Below are 18,853 nucleotides of genomic sequence, written 5' to 3' on the forward strand. Positions count from 1 at the left end.
GCTCAGGCCACCTCGCTCGGCCGCGCGTCCCGGGCACAACGGAACCCGGAGAAGATCTGCCGCCGGATCGGGTGATCCCAGTTGCGGAACGTGCCGCGGATGGCCGCCGCGTCCGTGCCGAACGAGCCACCGCGCAGGATCCGGTAGTCCCCGCCGAAGAACACCTCCGAGTACTCCTTGTACGGGAACGCGGCGAACCCCGGATACGCTTCGAAGCCGCTGCTGGTCCACTCCCAGACGTCGCCGATCAACTGATGCACGCCCAGCGGCGAGGCACCCGCCGGGTACGCGCCGACCTCCGCGGGCCGCAGGTGCCGCTGCCCGAGGTTGGCGTGGTCGGGGGTCGGTTCCTCGTCGCCCCAGGGGAACCGGCGCGAACGGCCGGTCGCCGGGTCGAACCGGGCGGCCTTCTCCCACTCCGGTTCCGTCGGCAGGCGCCGGCCGGCCCAGGCGGCGTACGCCTCGGCCTCGTGGAAGGAAACGTGGACGACGGGTTCCGCGGCGGGCACCTTCTCGTAGACGCCGAACCGCGTCCGCCACCAGCCGTCCTGTTCCCGTTTCCAGAAACGCGGCGCGTCGATGCCGTGCTCGCTGCGGTACGACCAGCCGCGCTCACTCCACCACTTCGGGTCTTCGTAACCCCCGGAGTCGAGGAACTCGGCGTACGCCCCGCAGGTGACCGGCGTGGTGTCGATGAAGAACGCCTCGACCGCGACCTCGTGCGCCGGACGCTCGTTGTCCAGCGCCCACGGCTCGGCGGAGGTGCCCATGGTGAAGGCGCCGCCGGGCACGAAGACCTCCGCGGGCAGCGGTCCGGACCGCGACGGCGGCGGGACGGGCGCGTGCAGCACCGGATCACCCTTGCGGAGCTGATGGGTGGCCAGCATCGTCTCGTCGTGCTGCTGCTCGTGCTGGGTGATCATGCCGAAGGCGAAGGCGTCCTCGGTGAGCCGCCTGCCTTGCAGCGGAACGGTTTCCAGGATGTCGAAGGATTTCTCCCTGACCTCGCGGACGTACTTGCGCGCTTCCTCCGGGCCCAGCAGCGGCAGCGCCGGACGATCCGCGCGGGCGTGCTGGAACGCGTCGTAGATGTCGTCGATGTCGGGCCGGAGCGCCTCGCGGCCGCCGACGTCGCGCACCAGCCAGAGCTCCTCCTGGCTGCCGATGTGCGCGAGGTCCCAGACCAGCGGCGACATCAGTTTCGAATGCTGGCGGACCAGGTCTTCGTCGTCGACGTCCGTCAGCGCGACGCTGCGCTCGCGGGCCCTGGTGAGCGCCTCGGCCGCGTGAGCCCTCAGGTCTTGCGGGCTCAGCGCGCGAAGCGGGTTGGTCTCGGTGCTTTCCACGCTCATGACTGGTGGCTCCTCGAACCGCGCACGAGGGACTGCACACCCTCGCTGATCTCGGTGATGGTCTCCGGCGGCAGACCGGTCGTGCCGAGTTCGGCACAGCCGAGGTCCACCACCTCTCCCGCGACGGTGGCGATCGCCCTGTCGGCCAGGCCGAGCCGGGCCGCGCACTCCCATCTGCCCATGACCGGTTCGCACAGTTCGAGCACCTTGTCCACTGTGGACGGGCGCGCGAGCAGTGCGGCCAGCAGGGCCACCGGGTGCAGCCACTTGGCGGCGGGCTGGGCGTCCAGGTAACGGATCTCCAGATACCCCTGCGGACGGACCGGGGTGAAGAACGTCGTCAGGTGATAGGCCAAATCGTCCTCGGTCGGCCTGCCGAGCCCGGCACCTTCGCCCCGTCCGTCGATCCAGTCGGCGAAGGTCAGGGAATCGGGTGCGTCCCAGCGGCCGTCGAGGCCGGGAAGGACCATCAGGGGGGTGTCCAGGATCCTGCGTGCCCACTCCCCCGCCGGATCCTTGGTCGGTTCCGCCGACCGGGTGCGGACCTTTTCCGTTTCCATCACGGCCAGCCAGCGGGCGGACGCGTGGCCGGTGTCGCGTCCGGCGTGGACCCGGGAGTTGGCGAAAGTGGCCAGCAAGGGCGGACCGAGCGCGTGGACGGCGGCCCAGCGGACGGGCAGGTCGTGCGCCTCGCCGGCGTCCACGCAGACCTGCAGGCCCGCGGTGCTGCACATCATCGTCGCGCCCCCCGCGCCCATGGGGGCGAAGCGGCGTTCCATCGCGGCGTAGCGCGGTGTGCCCAGTTTGCGGGCAGGGGCGCGGTGCCTGTCTATCCCGGTGTCACCCAGGTACAGGCCTCGGGCGGCGAGAAGGGTTTCGAGGTGGGCCAGATCGGCCGAGACCACGGCGTCCAGGTGGCGCAGCGTGGTCTGTGGTTGAGCGGAGATCTCCACCTGACATCCGGGCTCGAGGCTCAGCGGTGAACCTGCCGGAAGCGGGAGGGCGGGGCTGTCGGGGCGCAGTGTCCGCGGGGTGTGCGGGCCGAGCGCGGTGGCGAGATCGTCGGGATCGAGTGGCCGGGCGGGCTCGTCGGCGTAGTGCACGGTGAATTCCAGCTCTACGCCGAGGAGTCTCGGTGGCCCGTGCTTGAAGCACACGGAAGCCACGTACGCCTCGCCCTCGGCGCGGTCCGAGAGAACCTTCGCCGTCGCGTTCGACGCGCTCCCGGACTTCTCGGGGAAATCATGAACCGTAGTCATCTTTCCGCCGTCCAGTCGGTTGTCCGATAACTGAGATACCTTGCCTTCGGACGCTACACGCGGGGTCCGACAAATTCAGGCGGGTTCTTACGGGGCAGGATCGCCGGCCCACCACTCAGGACCGGATGATTCAGGGCAAAGCGGGCTCCGTACCCAGGCCCAGCGCCGCGGCCGCGTTGCGGACCGCCTCGATCACCAGCTGCAGCGCGGGTCGCCGCGACGAGGTCGTCCGATAGGCGATCGAAACCGTCCGGAGCAACGGTGTGGTCAACGCGACGACGTCGATCCCCGGTGGCCGCAGACCGAGCCCGAGGTCCGAGACAAGGGTTACCCCGAGCCCTGCCCGGACCATCGCCATCGCCGTCGACTGCTCCTCGACCTCGTGGTTGATCTTCGGCTCGAACCCGTGGCGGTGACAGGCCGTGCGCACGGCGCGGCCGAAATGACTCTTCGGACTGGCGAGGATCCAGGGATGCTCACCCAGTTCCGGCAACGACGCGCTACCGGCGGGTACGGCACCGGCGGGCACCGCGGCGTGCAGTCGTTCGACCGCGATCACCGCCCGCTCCAGGCCGGCGTCCCACGGCGTCGGCGCGTCGGAATAGTCGAGTACGAAGGACAGGTCCAGTTCGCCGTCGCGGACGGCGTCGGCGGTGTCCTCGGGAGCCAGCTCACGGGTCCGGACCTGGATCCCCGGATGCTCGCCCGCCAGTGCGGCCAGGGCGTGCGGCAGCAGTCCCGAAGCGACGGACGCCCACACCCCGGCCATGAGCCGGACCGAAACGGTCTCCTGCGCCTCCTCCAGTGCCAATGTCGCCCGCTCGACGGATCCCAGGATCTCCTCCGCGTGCTCGGTGAGCAGCAGCCCCAGTTCGGTCAGCTGCACCCGTCTGCCGAATCGTTCGAACAGCTTCGCGCCCACGTCCCGCTCCAGCTGTGCCAGCTGCTGCGATACCGCCGAAGCGGTGTAATGCAGCGAAGCGGCGGCCGCCGTGACCGTCCCGCGCCGGCTCAGCTCACGCAGCATCCGCAGGCGGTGCAACGAAAGCTCCATGTCACCAACGTAATCGGGCGCGGTCGCCGATGCCGGATGACGCGTTACACCAGTTTCTCTGCACATCATCGTTCAGATTCGGTAAATGGACGGCCGTGCCCGCCGGGGCGCACCCTCGGAAGTGGCGCAGGACGACCCCGAATCCCGAAGGAGGTGGCCGCATGGCCGCGAGGAACGCCGAACCGCTGATGAGGCTCATCTGGACCGACCCCGTCACCGGTGCCACCGGCTACCTCGTAGTGCACAGCCTGGTCTCCGGTATCGCGACCGGCGGGACCCGGATGCGCGCGGGCTGCACGATGTCCGAGGTCGAGGACCTGGCGAGGGGGATGGCGAACAAGACCGCGACCTTCGGCCTGCCGGTCGGCGGGGCCAAGGGCGGCATCGACTTCGATCCGAAGGACGAGCGTGCTTTCGGTGTGCTGGAACGGTTCTGCGCGTTCCTGCGGCCGTGGATCGACAACCACTGGGTGACCGCCGAGGATCTCGGCGTGCCGCAGCACCTGATCGACGAGGTGTTCGCGAAACTCGGGCTCGAGCAGTCGTACCACGCCGCGATCCGGCGTTCGGCCGATCCGGCGCACACCCTTCGCCGCGTGCAGGCCGGGTTGAGCACACCGGTGCCCGGCGGGCTCCTGCTCGGCGACGTGATCGGCGGCTACGGCGTCGCGCAGGCCTGCCTCGGTGTCGCCGACGCGTGGGAGTGGCCCGCCGACAAGACCACGGTCGCCGTCCAGGGCATCGGCACCATGGGCGGCGGCGCGGCCTGGTACCTGCACGAAGCCGGGATGAAGGTCGTCGCGGTCGCCGACGCGGCCGGGACGCTGTACCGGCCCGAAGGCCTGGACATCCCGGCGCTGCTGGAGCTGCGCGACGAGTACGGCGAGATCGACCGGAGCCGCCTCCCCGCCGACGTCCGGCTGCTCCCCCGCGACGAGATCGTGGCGACGGAGGCGGACATCCTCGTCCCGGCGGCGATCTCCTACGCCTTGCGCGCCGGGAACCAGGGCACGGTCAAGGCGAAGGTCGTCATCGAAGCGGCCAACGCGGCGACCACACCCGACGCCGAAGCGGGCTTGGCGGCTCGTGGCATCCCGGTGATCCCGGACTTCGTCGCGAACGCCGGCGCGGCCGCGTGGGCCTGGTGGCTCCTGCTCGGAGAAGTCGGCGCAGATCCCGCCGACTCGTTCCTGCGCCTGAGGACCGAGATGCGGGCGAAGGTGGCTCTGCTGCTGAGTTCGTGGAATCTCGACCGGATCGCCCCGCGCACCACCGGGCTGCGGCTCGCCGAAACCACCCGTTCGGACGCCGCGACCGCGCTCGAATCCGCCCCCGCGCTGGTCATCCCCTGAGGGTGCGCGTGAAGGCCCCTCACCTCGGCTCAGCTGAGGCAAGGGGCCTTCACGCGGTATACGTGCCTCAGGAAGCGAAGCGGTCCGTCGCACCGATGAGGACTTCGCGCATCGGCTCGTCCTGGGTGCTGTGGCCGACCTCGTCGATGACCACCAGCTCGCTGCCGGGCCACGCGTGCGCCAGCTCCCACGGAGTCCCGATGAGGTTGCCCAGATCGAGGCTTCCTTCGGCGAGCACGGCCGGGATGTGGGCCAGCTTCCCGGCCTCGCGCAGGACCACGCCTTCGTCCAAAAAGGACCCCTGGCTCCAGTAGTGCGTGACCAGCCTGGCGAAGGCGAGCCGGAACTTCGGTGACTCGAAACTCTTGTACGGCGGGGAAGTCGGGATGATCGCGTCCTCCCAGGCGCACCAGCCGGCCGCCGCCTTCCCGTGCACCGCCGGATCCGGGTCCATCAGCAACTTGAGATACGCCGCCGCCAGGTCGCCGTCGCGATCCGCTTCGGGAACGCCGTCGCGGAACTTGGCCCAGGCCTCGGGGAAGACGCCGCCGAGGCCGCGCGTGAGCAGGTCGGTCTCGCTCCGCCGGCCGGTGGCCAACCCCATCAGGACCATCTCCGAGACGCGGTCCGGATGCCGCTCGGCGTAGACCAGCGCGAGCACCGAGCCCCAGGAACCGCCGAAGAGCAGCCACTTCTCGATGCCAAGATGCTCGCGAAGCCGCTCCATGTCCGCGATCAGATGGTCGGTGGTGTTGGCGGAGAGGTCCGCTTCGGGCTCTCCCGCGTGCGGGGTGCTGCGGCCGCAACCTCGCTGGTCGAAAAGCACGACGCGGTACTTCGCCGGGTCGAAGTACCGGCGAAGACCGGTACTGCAGCCGGTGCCGGGGCCGCCGTGCAGCGTGACGGCAGGTTTGCCGCCGGGGTTCCCGCAGACCTCCCAGTACACGAGGTGCCCGTCGCCGACGTCGAGCATCCCGTGGTCGTACGGTTCGATTTCCGGATACAGCCGTGTCACGTTCTCGTCCTCCCAGACCCCGCCAGAAATACAACAGCACTGTCACAATAGCCTGGATGGGCGCTACGGAGTGCATGCTTTGACTCAGGGCTCACAAGTACGTGAAGGCCCCCTTCATTGCGTTGAGCGCGATGAAGGGGGCCTTCACGTACTTTGCCTGTGACTAGCTGCCCAGCGTCCCGGAGACGTGCCGGAGCGCGTCGGCCAGCTCCGCCGGACCGGCGGGGCCGATGTGGACCACCGCGTCGTTGCCCTGCCCGGTCGTATAGCTGAGGTACCGGCCCCAGTCGGTGTCGGCGAAGTGGAGCGGATCCTCGACGGCGACGTGCCTGCCGACTTCGTCCCGCTTGCCGGCGTAGAGCTCACCGCTCCCCTCGACCGGCCGCTGCACGAGGCTGACGATGTCGGCGATCACCGGCGGCAGCGAATGTGTGTCCGGGCCGCGCCGCGCCGCCTCTTCGAGCTCGTACGCGCGGACCGTGCGAAGCCTGCCACCACCCGCCGGAACGGGTGGCAGCTGCTCGATCAGCGTCTCGGGCAGCCGCCGCCGGTCGATCTCCTGGATCCCGACCCAATCGCCGGACGACACCGCCAAGACCGCCTGCAATCCCAGGGATGCGGCGAGGAGGCCATACGTCTCGCCACCGGTGTTCACCCAGCCGTAGTACTCGATGGCCGGTTTCGTGAGCACCGGGAGCCAGTCCAGGAAGTCGACCGACGCGCGACCGCTCGAATCCAGCAGCCCGGCTTGCGCCAGCGCGGCTTCCACTCGCTTGTCCGCCTCCGCACGGGCCGTCCTGGACAGCCAGCGCGGTTCAGGACGCAGCGTGATGTGCAGGTCGCCGACACGTTCGCGTTCGGCGAGCACAGCCAAGGCTTCGACCGGGACGTCCACCCGGCCTGTTCTGACGGTCATCCGCTACTCGCCGATGACCGGCGGGCTGGTCCGCTGGTCGGTGCCGAAGATCGCGTCGGGGTCGGCCTCGATCAGGTAGTCGGGACGCTGGTGCTCGTCGTCCTCGTCGCCGTCGGCACGCCTGCCACCGGCACCCATCGGACCCATCTGACCGGCGCCGCCGCGGCCCGCCGCGCCACGACCACCGGCCAAGTGGTCGGCGCCACCCATGCCGCCGCCGAGGCCACCCATGCCGGAGCCCCTGCCGCCGCCGAGACCGCCGGAACCCGGTCCACCGGGACCGCCCGCGCGGCCACCGGTGCCGCCCTCGCCGCCGAGAAGCCTGCCCGCGGCGCTGTTGGGCCCGGGCACGTTGCGTCCCCCGCCACCGCCGGGCTGGTTGGGTCCGCCGCCACCGGGGCCGTAGTTCTGGTTGAGCCCGTTGGTGAGGCCGACGACGTCTTCCAGGTCACCGTTACCGTTGCCGCGTCCGGTGTTCCGGCCCGGGAGCTCCGTGGTCCCGCCACCGGGCCTGCCGCGGCCACCGCCGGACGGGAGCGTCGTGTCCCCCGGTCCCGGCTTCCTGGTGGGCGTGGTGATCTCCGTGTTCGGCCGGTCCTTCGGGTTCACCGGACGATCATCGATCGAGCCCGGCTTGTTCTGGTTCTGATCGGTGCCCGGCTTGTTCTGGTTCTGGTCGGTGCCGTTGTTGTCCGTGCCGCTGGTGTCGGTGCCGTCGTTGTCGTCCCCGCCGCCGTTCCTGCCGGGTTTCACCGGGATGACGGGTGGCGGCTTGATCGGAGGCGGACCGCCATCGACCTTGACGCTGACGTCCGCGCCGTCGCTCTTCAGTACGCCGTAGTCGGTCGGCAGGCTGGAGCTGGTGCTGCTGGTGACCGAGTCGTACTGGTCCATCACGCGGACGTTGTTCTGGTTCGCCGCCTCGTGCTTCGCGACGCCCTCTTGGTAGTTCTTGATGTCGTTGTTGACCATGAACGGCCCGGCGATCGGGATCGCGCCCTTGAGGCCGGTGGTCCAAGGGTTGGGCTTGTCGGGTTTCGGCGGCACCGGTACGACGGACTGCCCGGAGTCATCGAAGCTCTCGGCCTGCGTCGCTACCGAATCCCTGGTCTGGAACAGCGGATCGGCGGTCTCGCGGAACGCCTGCTCGAGCGGGCCGGCTCCGGCGTTCGCCGCGTCGGCGGCGGAACCGGTCCAGGACGCCGTCATCCGCGACTGCAAGGATTTGATCGCCATCCCGCGTTCGACATAGGCGTCCGAGAGGTCGGCGATGCGATCGGCCGCCAAACGCAGGTTGCGGGTGTCGCCCTGGGTGAAGTTCGTGTAGATCTGTTTGCCGTCCACCCTCATGCCCCCTTGAGTGTCTTGATCATGGCCGACACGGCCTTCTGCGCGTTCCCGCAGGATTCCTGCTCATTGTCGTAGCCCCCGGCATGCACGCTGACCGACAGATCGTCGGCGACGCCGACCGCGAGGTCGCAGTTGCCGCTCGCCCGCCGGTCCTGCAAGCCGAAATAGACGGTCGGATAGCCGTCGATGTCGGGGCCGGGCTCCAGGAACCGCAACTGCCCGGATTTCTTCGCCTTGTGCAGACCGGCCAGCCCGCCCATGCCCTTTTCCCGGTTACCGCTGCCGAGGATGATGTGCAGGCCGTCCGCCTTGCCTCGCATCGTCCAGCTGCAATCGGGGTTACTGGGATCGTTGTTCGACTCGCCGGGGTCGGTGAACCCCAATTCCGCGGTCACGGCCGCCGGAAGCAGCTTGCAGACATCACCGGCGAACGCAGAGGCGTCCAGCGGATTCGCCACCTTCGGGACATTGGGGTCCTCCGGCGCGGCCGACGAAGCCGACGACGGCACCGTTCCCGGGGTTGGGCTCGGTGTACCGGGTGTCTCCCCCGTGCAGCCGGCGACCGCGACGGAAACAAGTACGAGCGCCGCCACCGCGGCGCGATTCCTCAACACGTTCGGCATCCTCAGGTCGTGCGCATCGTGTTGGCCGCGTCGGTGGCCATGGTCTTCGAACGGGCGACTTCGAGCTTGGCGATGTAGCCCTCGATATAGGCCTTCATCGAGTCGTTCTGCTTCTGCAGGGACAGCAGCGAGTCGATACCGGAGTTCACATAGCTGGAGCTGGCTTCGTCCTGACCAGGCGGCATCAGGTCTTGCATGATGAGCTCGATCTTTTGACCGTCTTTGGCGACTTTCTTCAGCTCGTCTTCCCAGAGCCCGATGACGGTCTTCAGCTCCTCCGGGCTCATCTCGAACCCGCCGCCACCGCCACCGCCACCACCGTAAACGGTCGGTTCCTTCGGTGTGGTGAGGTCACCCCAGACGGCCTTGATCGCGCTCGCGGCGTCGTTGACGATGTCCACGCCCGTACCTTCCCCTCAGCACTCACTCACCGTGATGGACAAAGAGTAGCCAAGCGGCGGACGACGTGTCAGCCGATCCGGCCGAGTGGTCCGACGTGTTTCGGAGCCGTCCGGTTCCCGAACGGAGCAGTAATCCCGCGAACTGGTCACAGTACGTACGTACGGATTGCATTGACCCGGTTCCCGGTGACAGGATTCCAGGATGCCACGGGTCAGCCAGGATCACCTCGACGCACGCCGGCGCCAGATCCTCGACGGCTCCCGCGTGTGCTTCGCACGCTATGGCTACGAGGGTGCCACCGTCAGGCGGCTGGAAGAAGCCACCGGCCTTTCCCGTGGCGCGATCTTCCACCATTTCCGCGACAAGGAGTCCCTCTTCCTGGCCTTGGCCGAGGACGACGCGGTCCGCATGGCCGACATCGTCGCCGAGCAGGGTCTCGTCCAGGTGATGCGCGAGCTGCTGTCGAACCGCAGCGAGCATCCCGCGGACTGGCTCGGTACGCGGCTGGAGGTCTCCCGGCGGCTGCGCACCGACCCCGAGTTCCGCGCCCGCTGGGCCGAGCGGTCCCACCAGCTGACCGCCGCGACCCGCCGCCGTCTGCTGCGCCAGCGCGACGCCGGGATCCTGCGTGACGACGTCGACGTCGACGTCCTGACCGCGTATCTCGAACTCGTTCTCGAGGGTCTCGTCTCCCACCTCGCGATGGGCCAGCCCGGTGACGATCTCGGTCCGGTCCTCGACCTGGTCGAGGAGAGTGTGCGGCGGCACCGCGCCCACACGGCCGGGGGAACGCGTTAAGATTGTCCCATCGTCGCAGTACAGCGGCGGTGCCTGTTGGTTCCGATCGAGGAGTGACTCTTTTCGTGCGCGACGCGCAGTCACCTGGTGACAGTATCGAGCCGGGTGGCACACCCGGCTGTTCCGCGGATCTCCCTGCCGACCTCGTCCCCGCAGGCAGGGAATGATGGAAGTCCTGCTCGCCGTTCTCGGCATTCTCCTGTTCCTCCTGCTGACCGTCGGCACCGGCCTCGCCGTCGCCGCCGAGTTCTCCCTCACCGCGCTCGAGCGCAGCACGGTCGACGCGAACGTCCGCCAGGTCGGCGACCGGCGCGCGCACACCGTGCAGAAGGCGCACCGCACGCTCTCGTTCCAGCTCTCCGGCGCGCAGGTGGCGATCACCATCACCACCCTGGTGACCGGTTACCTCGCGGAACCGGTGATCGGCGACCTGCTGCACCCGCTGTTCACCGCCATCGGGTTCCCCGAAGGCGTGGCGAACGGGGTGTCGCTCGGGGTCGCGCTGGTCCTGGCGACGTCGCTGTCGATGATCCTCGGCGAGATGATGCCGAAGAACCTCGCGATCGCGCGGCCGCTGCAGACCGCGCGCGCCGTCGCGGGGTACCACTCGCGGTTCTCGTCCCTGTTCCGCTGGCTCATCACCCTGATGAACAACAGCGCCAACTTCCTGGTCCGCAAGTTCGGCGTCGAGCCGCAGGAAGAACTGCGTTCGGCCCGTTCGCCGCAAGAACTCGGCTCGATCGTGCGCTCCAGCGCGGAAAGCGGCACGCTCGACACGTCGACGGCCGAATTGCTGGACAAGTCGCTGCGCTTCGGCGAGCGGACGGCCGACGAGCTGATGACCCCGCGCGTCCAGCTCGAGTCGCTGACCGTGGACGACACGATCGCCGATCTCATCGAGATCTCGCGCCGCACCGGCTTCTCGCGTTTCCCCGTCTACACCGAGGATCTCGACGACGTGCAGGGCGCGGTGCACATCAAGCAGGCGTTCACCGTCCCGGCCGCCCAGCGCGCCACGGTACGGATCGGTTCGGTCATGCGGCCGATCCCGACGGTGCCCGAATCGCTGCCGGGCGACTCGCTGCTCAACCGGCTGCGCGATTCCCGGTTCCAGCTCGCGATCGTCGTCGACGAATACGGCGGCACCGCGGGACTGGTGACGCTGGAGGACGTGGTCGAGGAGATCATCGGCGACGTCCGCGATGAGCACGACGAGCGGGAAGCGCCGTCCTCGCAGCAGGTCGGCGCCGACAACTGGCTCGTGTCCGGACAGCTTCGCGCCGACGAGGTCACCGACGAGACCGGCTTCCGGATGCCCGACGGCGACTACGAGACCATCGCCGGGCTGATCCTCGAGCGGCTCGGCCGGATCCCCTCCCCCGGTGACGCCACCGATCTCGACGCCTGGCGGCTCACGGTGACCAAAATGGACCGTCTCCGCATCGCCGAGGTCGAAGTCCGCCGGGTCAGCGAAACCGCCACGTCCGCCGAGCGGGAGCCTGCCCGATGAACGACTGGTTCAACATCTTCCTCGTAGTGGTCCTGTTGCTGGCCAACGCGTTCTTCGTCGGCGCCGAGTTCGCGCTGATCTCGTCGCGGCGCGACAGGCTGGAAGCCTTGCTGGAGCAGGGAAAGACCCGAGCCAGGATCGTGATCAACGCGAGCAGGAACGTCTCGTTGATGCTCGCGGGCGCGCAGCTCGGCATCACCATCTGCTCGCTGCTGCTGGGACGGCTCGGCGAGCCAGCCGTCGCGCACCGGCTTGCCGGGTTCTTCGAGCTGTTCGGGATTCCCGAGGTCCTGCTGCACCCGATCTCGTTCGCGATCGCGCTGGCGTTCATCACCATCCTGCACGTCCTCATCGGCGAGATGGTGCCGAAGAACCTCGCGATCGCAGAGCCGGAGCGGCTGGCGCTGTGGCTGGTCCCGGTGCACGTGGCCTGGGTGAAGGTCGCCAACCCGTTCATCTGGCTGCTGAACTTCGTGGCGAACTCGCTGCTGCGGTTGTTCAAGGTCGAACCGAAGGACGAGCTCGAAACCGCCTACACCTCCGACGAACTCGCCGAACTGCTCAGCGAGTCGCGGCGTGAGGGTCTGCTGGAACACTCCGAGCATCAGCGGCTGAGCAAGACGCTGTCCTCGGTGGAGAAGACGGTGGCCGACGTGCTGGTCCCCACGGCTCAGCTGACCACGCTGCCCTGCTCACCCACGCTGGGCGACGTCGAACGCGCGGTGTCCTCGACCGGGTTCTCCCGCTTCCCGGTGTGCACCGACGACGGGACGCTGACCGGCTACATCCACGTCAAGGACATCCTGGACCTCGTGGGCGAGGATCCGACCACCGTGGTGCCGTCGGACAAGACGCGGGCACTCACCGAATTGCACGCCGACGCCCGGCTGGACGAGGCGTTGTCGGCGATGCGCAAGGAAGGCAGTCACCTGGCGCGGGCGCTGAGCCCGGCGGGGGCCGCCGTCGGCGTCGTCGCGCTGGAGGACCTCGTCGAGGAATACGTGGGAACTGTCCGCGACGGTACCCACGTCATGTCATGACCGGCCCGATCGTCCTTCCCGAGCCCGTCTGGCGGACTCGGGAGGACGACCACGTCACGCGGATGCGGCGCTGGACGAGACCGCACCAGCGCCGCCGCTCGCGGGGTGAGAAGCATCCGGTGCTCGACTTCCTCTTCACCTACTACTCGCACCGGCCCGGGCATCTCGAACGCTGGCAACCGGGCCCGGGCGTCGTGCTCGAAGGCGCGTCCGCGCGCCGGTTCCTGGAGCGGAAGGGCTACCTGGAGACTCCGGACGGCGTCATGCTCGATCCGGCCGGCTTCACCGAGGGCCGGGCCAAGACGGCCGAATTCGTCCTCGGGCTGCTTTCCGCGACCGCGTCCCGCTCACCGAGGCTCAGTTGTTTCGGGCTTCACGAATGGGCAATGGTTTACCGGGAGTCCGCGAACGAGGTTCGCCATTCACAACTTCCGCTCCGGCTCGGTTCGGCCGGAACCGACGGCGTCGTCGAGTCACTGGAGATCCGATGTGGACATTTCGACGCCTTTCGGTTCTTCACCGAGCCCGCCCGGCCGCGCAACACACTGCGGCCCGAGCGGGAGAACCAGATCGAGTTCGAGCAGCCGGGCTGCCTGCACGCCAACATGGACCTCTTCAAGTGGGCGTACAAACTCGATCCGTTCGTCCCCGCCGAACTGGTCGGGGACTGCTTCGAGCTGGCGGCGGACATCCGGGAGCTGGACATGCGGGCCAGCCCGTACGATCTGGTGTCGTTCGGGTACTCGCCCGTGCGGATCGAGAGCCCGGAAGGCCGGGCCGAGTACGCCCGCGCGCAGGCCGGTTTCGCACGCCGGGCCGCGCCGCTGCGTGAGCACCTGATAGCGCATTGCCAACGACTCTTGGCCGAGTTAAAGAAGGTGCCCGCGACACGCGGAAAACAACTGTGAGTCGTCGCATTCCCCGTAACATCCTGCCCTGTTAGAGTGATAACGGTTTGATTGCATACGCAGCGCGAGCGCGCACGTTTCGAAAGGACAACGATGGGGCGACACAGCGTGGCCGAGGAGCCGGTGCCGCATCCCCTCGACCCGCCGAAGCGGCCTCAGGGTCGCGGTGAGGCGACCGGTTCGCACCGGATCGTCGGGAAGAAGGCCCCTCGGCGGCGGATCGCCAAGTGGCCCATCGCCTGCCTGGTCCTCGTGGTCCTGGTCGCGATCGGCGTGTTCGGCTGGAACTGGGCGGACGGGGAGCTCAACACCCGCGCCGAAGCCCAGGCCAAGGCGTGCAGCGCCGGCGACACCCCGATGCGGGTCATCGTCACCCCCAGCATCGAGAAGCCGGTCCGGGCGGCGGCCGAGCGGTGGAACAAGGCCGCGACCGTGGTCCGCGACCACTGCGTGATCATCCAGATCGACGCGCTCTCCTCCGCTTCCGTGCTCGACGGCCTCCTCGGGCGGACCAACCTGGACTCCATCGGCGGCCTTCCCGCCGCCTGGATCCCCGAGTCCTCCTACTGGGTGACCGAGCTGAACACCGCCAAGCCCGAGCTGGTCGGTTCGCCCGCCCAGTCGGTCGCGACGGCGCGTTCGGCCGACTACCCGCTCGTCGGGCTCGCCGGCAAGACCATCGACGAGGTCCAGATGCGCGCCTCGCAGACGTTCCGGCAGTTCCTGCAGCAGCCCGCCCAGCAGGCCGACTTCGCCGCCGCGGGTATCAAGGCAACCTGAGTCTCCGACCTACGGGAGAGGCCCCTTCACCGCTCGGGAAGGGGCCTTTCCCGTACCTCGGTTCTCGTGAGTGCTAAGGACGGTTATTGGTAAGGCAATGGTGTCGTGTCGAGGGACACCCGAACGGCACCTGCGGCCCCAGGCACACCAGCAGTCACAGCGATGCCGCGTGAAGGTCTTGCGCGGTACATGATGGCCCCCTTCCTTGCGCCTGGCGCAAGGAAGGGGGCCATCATGTACTCGCAAGGGTGTGAAGGTCGAGTTCCCTGCGTCATTCCACCCCGCGCGCGGCGTACGCGCGCAGATACTCCGCCGTGTCCGCGTCGGCGGGGAAGAAGGACTCGATCACCAGCTCGGCGACTGTGATGTCCAACGGCGTCCCGAAGGTGGAGACGGTGCTGAAGAAGGTGAGTTCGGCAGCCTCGTGCCGCAGCTTCAACGGGACGAAGATGTCACCCGGTCCGGGGACCTCCACCTCGGGAACGGGATCCGCGCACGGATAGGTGAGCAGCTCCTCCAGGAGCTCGGTCAGCACCGGGTCGGCCGTCTGGGTCACCTGACGCCGCAGCCTGCCGAGCAGATGAGCGCGCCACTCCCCCAGGTTCAGCACGTGCGGCGCCATCCCCTCCGGATGCAGCGTCACCCGCAGGACATTGACCGGTGGCGCCATCAACGTGGGCGAGACCAGGTCGGTCATGATCGAGATGCTCTGGTTGGCGTCGACCAGGTTCCACCAGCGGTCGGCGACGGCGGCCGGGTATGGCTCGTGACCGGTCATCAGCTGACGGACCGCTTTGCGGACGGCCGCCAGTTCCGGGGCGCCGAGGCCGCTTTCGGCGTACGCGGGCGCGTACCCCGCGGCCAGAAGCAGCTGATTGCGTTCCCGCAAGGGCACCTCCAGGTGTTCGCCGAGCCGCAGCACCATCTCGCGGCTGGGCTTGGACCTGCCGGTCTCGACGAAGCTCAGGTGCCGGGTGGAGATGTCCGCCGAAATGGCGAGGTCCAGCTGGCTGATCCGGCGGCGGTCGCGCCATTCCCGCAGGAGTTCGCCGACGGGGCGGCCCGCGCGGCTCGCGGTCACTGTGGTCGTCACGTTCACGAACCTACGGCCACGAGTACCGGGCCGCCATTACCTCCCGCGTAATCGACGAGACCCACCCTCGGCCGACAGAGTTGCGGCATCGGTTGCCCCACAAGAAAACGAGGAGACACCATGTCGGACATCCAGCGCGTCGCCGAGCAGTACATCGCCGTGTGGAACGAGACCGACGCGGACAAGCGCCGCGCGCTCATCACCGAAGTGTTCACCGAAGACGCCACCTACACCGACCCGCTCGGCGCTGTCACCGGCCACGACGGTGTCGACGGTTTCATCGCCGGCGCGCAGGCCCAGTTCGCGGGTCTGAGCTTCAGCCTGCCCGCGGCACCCGACGCGCACCACGACATCGCGCGGTTCCAGTGGTACCTCGGCCCGGAGGACGCGGAGGAGCCACTGGCGATCGGCTTCGACGTCATCACCGTCGAGGACGGGCGGATCAAGCAGGTGCTGGGCTTTCTCGACAAGATGCCCGGCTGACGATCAGGCGAAGGCCTCCGGTGGCGGGCAGGAGCAGACGAGGTTGCGGTCCCCCGCGGCCCCGTCGATCCGCCGCACCGGGGGCCAGATCTTCGACGCGGTGAAGCCGGCCGGGAAGACCGCGATCTCCCTGCCGTACGGACGATCCCACTCACCCGCGAGACTGCGCGCGGTGTGCGGGGCGTTCCGCAGCGGGCTTTCCGCCACCGGCCACTCCCCCGCGGCGACCTTCTCGATCTCGCCGCGGATCGCGATCATCGCGTCGCAGAACCGGTCGAGTTCGCCGAGGTCCTCGCTCTCGGTGGGCTCGACCATGAGCGTGCCCGCGACCGGGAAGGACATCGTCGGCGCGTGGAGGCCGTAGTCGGCGAGCCGCTTGGCGACGTCGTCGACGGTGACGCCGGTCCGTTTGGTGAGCGCGCGGAGGTCGAGGATGCATTCGTGCGCCACCAGGCCCTCGTGCCCGGAGTAGAGCACCGGGTAGTGCCCGGCGAGGCGCTTCGCGACATAGTTGGCGTTCGCGACCGCCGTCAGCGTCGCCCGCTTCAGGCCTTCCGTACCCATCATCCGGACATAGGCCCACGAGATCGGCAGGATCGACGCGCTCCCCCACGGCGCGGCGCTGATCGGGCCCACACCGGTGGCCGGGCCCGCGTCCGGCTGCAGCGGGTGGTTCGGCAGGTACGGCGCCAGATGCGCGCGGACGCCGATCGGCCCGATGCCGGGTCCGCCACCGCCGTGCGGGATACAGAAGGTCTTGTGCAGGTTGAGATGAGAGACGTCGGCGCCGAACCTGCCGTACTGCGCCACCCCGATCAGGGCGTTCAGGTTCGCGCCGTCGACGTACACCTGACCGCCCGCGTCGTGCACCAGCGCGCAGACCTCGCGGACGGTGTCCTCGTAAACGCCGTGCGTCGAAGGGTAGGTGATCATGATCGCGGCGAGATCGTCCGCGTGGTCGTCCACAGTGGACTTGAGGTGGCCGAGGTCGATATTGCCCTCGTCGTCGCATTTCACGACGACCACCCGCATCCCCGCCATGACCGCGCTGGCCGCGTTCGTCCCGTGGGCGCTGGAGGGAATCAGGCAGACGTCACGAGCCGCGTCCCCGCGTTCACGGTGATACGCGCGGATGGCCAGTAGCCCGGCGAACTCGCCCTGGCTTCCGGCGTTCGGCTGCAGGGAAACCGCGTCATAGCCGGTGATCGAGGCGAGCCACCGCTCCAGATCCGTCACGACGGTGAGCAGACCGGCCGCGTCCTCGGCCGGCGCGAACGGATGCAGACCGGCGAACTCGGGCCAGGTGATCGGCTCCATCTCCGCCGTGGCGTTGAGTTTCATCGTGCAGGAGCCGAGCGGGATCATGCTCCGGTCGAGCGCGACATCCTTGTCGGACAACGCCCTCAAGTACCGGAGCAACGCCGTCTCCGAGCGATGCGCGTGGAAGACCGGATGCGTCAGGTAGTCGCTGGTGCGGCGCAGATCCGGCGGGAAGCCGTCGGCCGTGTCCGCGTCGAGCGAGTCCACATCGGACACCGCGACCCCGAACGCCTTCCACACCAGGGAAAGGTGTTCACGGGTAGTCGTCTCGTCGCAGGCCACGGCGACGTGGTCCGCGTCCACGAGCCGAAGGTTGACCCCGAGTTCCCTGGCCGTGCCGACGATCCCCGCCGCACGGCCGGGGACGGAAACCGTCACGGTGTCGAAGAACTCGCAGTGCACGACGTCGACACCGCTTTCGGCGAGCCCCGCGGCGAGCACGGTGGCCATCCGGTGCGCGCGGTTCGCGATGGCGCGCAAGCCTTCCGGACCGTGGTAGACCGCGTACATCGACGCGATGACAGCCAGGAGCACCTGCGCGGTGCAGATGTTGCTCGTCGCCTTCTCGCGGCGGATGTGCTGTTCGCGGGTCTGCAACGCGAGCCGGTACGCGGGCGCGCCGTCGGCGTCCTTCGACACTCCGACCAGCCGGCCGGGCAGCTGCCGTTCGAGGCCCTGCCGGACGGCGAGGTACGCGGCGTGCGGCCCGCCGAAGCCCATCGGGACGCCGAACCGCTGCGTCGAACCGATCGCGACGTCGGCGCCGAGCTCACCAGGCGACCGCAGCAGGGTCAGCGCCAGCGGATCCGCGGCCATCACCACGGCCGCGCCCAGCTCCTTGACCTCGGCGATGGTGTGATCCCATTCGCGGACGACCCCCGAAGCACCCGGATACGACAGCAGCACTCCGAAGAAGTCGCCGCCGAGCCCCAGCCCGGTGATGCCCTGGGACAGGTCCGCGGTCACCAGCTCGATGCCGAGCGGTTCGGCGCGGGTGCGCAGGACCTCGATCGTCTGCGGGAGGACGTCTTCGTCGACCACGAACCGGTGCGATTTCGCCTTGCCCGCCCGGCGGACCAGCGTCATCGCCTCCGCCGCCGCGGTCGCCTCGTCCAGCATGGACGCGTTGGCGATCGGCAGGCCGGTCAGGTCGGCGACCATGGTCTGGAAGTTGAGCAGCGCTTCGAGGCGGCCCTGCGAGATCTCCGGCTGATACGGCGTGTACGCGGTGTACCAGGCCGGGCTCTCCAGCACGTTGCGGCGGATCACCGGCGGGGTCACCGTGTCGTGGTAGCCGAGGCCGATCATCTGGACCATCGGCCGGTTGCGCGCGGCCAGTGCGCGGAGTTCGGCGAGCGCGCCGGTCTCGGTGGCGGGCGGCGGCAGGTCCGGGGGTGTCGCGGACTCCCGCAGCGACGCGGGGACGGCCCGCTCGGCGAGCTCGTCGAGGGAGGCGACGCCGATGACGTCGAGGATCCGTGCGAGCTCTTCGGCACCGGGACCGATGTGCCGGTCCGCGAAGGGGGTTCCGGATTCGAGAGCGGCCAGTGAAACGGGCTCCATCGGGGACCTCCCAAGACGCGGGGGTGGGGCCGGGA

General features: G+C 68.9%; 17 protein-coding genes. 7 read left to right on the plus strand and 10 right to left on the minus strand.

Going from position 1 to position 18,853, the window contains the following annotated elements:
- Positions 1-2 precede the first annotated feature (2 nt).
- The 3 genes from egtB to H074_RS23700 form a co-directional block, all read right to left on the minus strand.
- Positions 3-1,352: an ergothioneine biosynthesis protein EgtB gene (gene egtB / locus H074_RS23690; RefSeq protein WP_007032600.1), complete on the minus strand. Its 1,350-nt coding sequence runs from the start codon at positions 1,350-1,352 to the stop codon at positions 3-5.
- Entirely contained in the window at positions 1,349-2,611 is a 1,263-nt protein-coding gene (locus H074_RS23695; RefSeq protein ID WP_007032601.1) for a glutamate-cysteine ligase family protein, read from the minus strand. Before H074_RS23695 ends, egtB begins: the two co-directional genes overlap by 4 nt.
- 130 nt (positions 2,612-2,741) lie before the next feature.
- Entirely contained in the window at positions 2,742-3,665 is a 924-nt protein-coding gene (locus H074_RS23700; RefSeq protein WP_007032602.1) for a LysR family transcriptional regulator, read from the minus strand.
- A gap of 161 nt (positions 3,666-3,826) precedes the next feature.
- Here H074_RS23700 and H074_RS23705 point away from each other — a divergent pair, with 161 nt between their 5' ends.
- The gene (locus H074_RS23705) at positions 3,827-5,017 is read left to right on the plus strand and encodes a Glu/Leu/Phe/Val family dehydrogenase (RefSeq protein WP_007032603.1); all 1,191 of its coding nucleotides are present in this window, start codon (positions 3,827-3,829) and stop codon (positions 5,015-5,017) included.
- Positions 5,018-5,084: 67 nt separating this feature from the next.
- Here H074_RS23705 and pip read toward each other — a convergent pair whose 3' ends face one another.
- From pip to H074_RS23730, 5 genes are all read right to left on the minus strand, one after another.
- Positions 5,085-5,990 (minus strand): prolyl aminopeptidase, encoded by a 906-nt coding sequence (pip, locus tag H074_RS23710; protein WP_051071992.1) that lies wholly within the window; start codon positions 5,988-5,990, stop codon positions 5,085-5,087.
- A gap of 205 nt (positions 5,991-6,195) precedes the next feature.
- Entirely contained in the window at positions 6,196-6,927 is a 732-nt protein-coding gene (locus tag H074_RS23715; protein ID WP_007032605.1) for an ESX secretion-associated protein EspG, read from the minus strand.
- A 24-nt stretch (positions 6,928-6,951) separates the two neighbouring features.
- A complete protein-coding gene (locus H074_RS23720; RefSeq protein WP_085941001.1) occupies positions 6,952-8,298 on the minus strand; it encodes a hypothetical protein in 1,347 nt (448 codons plus the stop codon).
- Positions 8,295-8,921, minus strand: coding sequence for a DUF3558 domain-containing protein (locus H074_RS23725; protein ID WP_039923246.1), 627 nt, complete (start codon positions 8,919-8,921; stop codon positions 8,295-8,297). Before H074_RS23725 ends, H074_RS23720 begins: the two co-directional genes overlap by 4 nt.
- A gap of 2 nt (positions 8,922-8,923) precedes the next feature.
- Positions 8,924-9,322 (minus strand): hypothetical protein, encoded by a 399-nt coding sequence (locus H074_RS23730; RefSeq protein WP_007032608.1) that lies wholly within the window; start codon positions 9,320-9,322, stop codon positions 8,924-8,926.
- 202 nt (positions 9,323-9,524) lie between these two features.
- Here H074_RS23730 and H074_RS23735 point away from each other — a divergent pair, with 202 nt between their 5' ends.
- The 5 genes from H074_RS23735 to H074_RS23755 all read left to right on the plus strand — a co-directional run bounded on the left by H074_RS23735 (position 9,525) and on the right by H074_RS23755 (position 14,359).
- The gene (locus H074_RS23735; protein WP_007032609.1) at positions 9,525-10,121 is read left to right on the plus strand and encodes a TetR/AcrR family transcriptional regulator; all 597 of its coding nucleotides are present in this window, start codon (positions 9,525-9,527) and stop codon (positions 10,119-10,121) included.
- 163 nt (positions 10,122-10,284) lie between these two features.
- Positions 10,285-11,631, plus strand: coding sequence for a hemolysin family protein (locus tag H074_RS23740; RefSeq protein ID WP_007032610.1), 1,347 nt, complete (start codon positions 10,285-10,287; stop codon positions 11,629-11,631).
- Complete coding sequence (locus tag H074_RS23745; RefSeq protein ID WP_007032611.1) at positions 11,628-12,671, plus strand: hemolysin family protein; 1,044 nt, start codon at positions 11,628-11,630, stop codon at positions 12,669-12,671. The genes H074_RS23740 and H074_RS23745 overlap by 4 nt, the downstream gene beginning before the upstream one ends.
- Positions 12,668-13,579, plus strand: coding sequence for a hypothetical protein (locus tag H074_RS23750; RefSeq protein ID WP_007032612.1), 912 nt, complete (start codon positions 12,668-12,670; stop codon positions 13,577-13,579). The genes H074_RS23745 and H074_RS23750 overlap by 4 nt, the downstream gene beginning before the upstream one ends.
- Before the next feature lie 93 nt (positions 13,580-13,672).
- A complete protein-coding gene (locus H074_RS23755) occupies positions 13,673-14,359 on the plus strand; it encodes a hypothetical protein (RefSeq protein WP_235096855.1) in 687 nt (228 codons plus the stop codon).
- A gap of 271 nt (positions 14,360-14,630) precedes the next feature.
- Here H074_RS23755 and H074_RS23760 read toward each other — a convergent pair whose 3' ends face one another.
- Positions 14,631-15,458 carry a helix-turn-helix domain-containing protein gene (locus tag H074_RS23760; RefSeq protein ID WP_051071990.1) on the minus strand — a complete coding sequence of 276 codons (828 nt, stop codon included), beginning with the start codon at positions 15,456-15,458 and terminating at the stop codon, positions 14,631-14,633.
- Between the two features lie 114 nt (positions 15,459-15,572).
- Between H074_RS23760 and H074_RS23765 the strand changes: the two genes are divergently transcribed.
- Positions 15,573-15,935, plus strand: a complete 363-nt coding sequence (locus H074_RS23765) for a nuclear transport factor 2 family protein (RefSeq protein WP_007032615.1) — start codon at positions 15,573-15,575, stop codon at positions 15,933-15,935.
- A gap of 3 nt (positions 15,936-15,938) precedes the next feature.
- On the opposite strand, the gene gcvP is transcribed toward H074_RS23765, so the two are convergent.
- Positions 15,939-18,818: an aminomethyl-transferring glycine dehydrogenase gene (gcvP, locus tag H074_RS23770; protein WP_007032616.1), complete on the minus strand. Its 2,880-nt coding sequence runs from the start codon at positions 18,816-18,818 to the stop codon at positions 15,939-15,941.
- Positions 18,819-18,853: the final 35 nt, after the last annotated feature.

It is taken from the genome of Amycolatopsis decaplanina DSM 44594 (genome assembly GCF_000342005.1).
Lineage (GTDB): Bacteria > Actinomycetota > Actinomycetes > Mycobacteriales > Pseudonocardiaceae > Amycolatopsis > Amycolatopsis decaplanina.

Coding starts and splice junctions, on each gene's coding strand:
- egtB (WP_007032600.1), bottom strand. CDS start 1,352: ATGAGCGTGGAAAGCACCGAGACCAACCCGCTTCGCGCGCTGAGCCCG.
- H074_RS23755 (WP_235096855.1), top strand. CDS start 13,673: ATGGGGCGACACAGCGTGGCCGAGGAGCCGGTGCCGCATCCCCTCGAC.
- H074_RS23765 (WP_007032615.1), top strand. CDS start 15,573: ATGTCGGACATCCAGCGCGTCGCCGAGCAGTACATCGCCGTGTGGAAC.
- H074_RS23740 (WP_007032610.1), top strand. CDS start 10,285: ATGATGGAAGTCCTGCTCGCCGTTCTCGGCATTCTCCTGTTCCTCCTG.
- H074_RS23735 (WP_007032609.1), top strand. CDS start 9,525: ATGCCACGGGTCAGCCAGGATCACCTCGACGCACGCCGGCGCCAGATC.
- H074_RS23750 (WP_007032612.1), top strand. CDS start 12,668: ATGACCGGCCCGATCGTCCTTCCCGAGCCCGTCTGGCGGACTCGGGAG.
- H074_RS23705 (WP_007032603.1), top strand. CDS start 3,827: ATGGCCGCGAGGAACGCCGAACCGCTGATGAGGCTCATCTGGACCGAC.
- H074_RS23720 (WP_085941001.1), bottom strand. CDS start 8,298: ATGAGGGTGGACGGCAAACAGATCTACACGAACTTCACCCAGGGCGAC.
- gcvP (WP_007032616.1), bottom strand. CDS start 18,818: ATGGAGCCCGTTTCACTGGCCGCTCTCGAATCCGGAACCCCCTTCGCG.
- H074_RS23700 (WP_007032602.1), bottom strand. CDS start 3,665: ATGGAGCTTTCGTTGCACCGCCTGCGGATGCTGCGTGAGCTGAGCCGG.
- H074_RS23745 (WP_007032611.1), top strand. CDS start 11,628: ATGAACGACTGGTTCAACATCTTCCTCGTAGTGGTCCTGTTGCTGGCC.
- pip (WP_051071992.1), bottom strand. CDS start 5,990: ATGCTCGACGTCGGCGACGGGCACCTCGTGTACTGGGAGGTCTGCGGG.
- H074_RS23725 (WP_039923246.1), bottom strand. CDS start 8,921: ATGCCGAACGTGTTGAGGAATCGCGCCGCGGTGGCGGCGCTCGTACTT.
- H074_RS23695 (WP_007032601.1), bottom strand. CDS start 2,611: ATGACTACGGTTCATGATTTCCCCGAGAAGTCCGGGAGCGCGTCGAAC.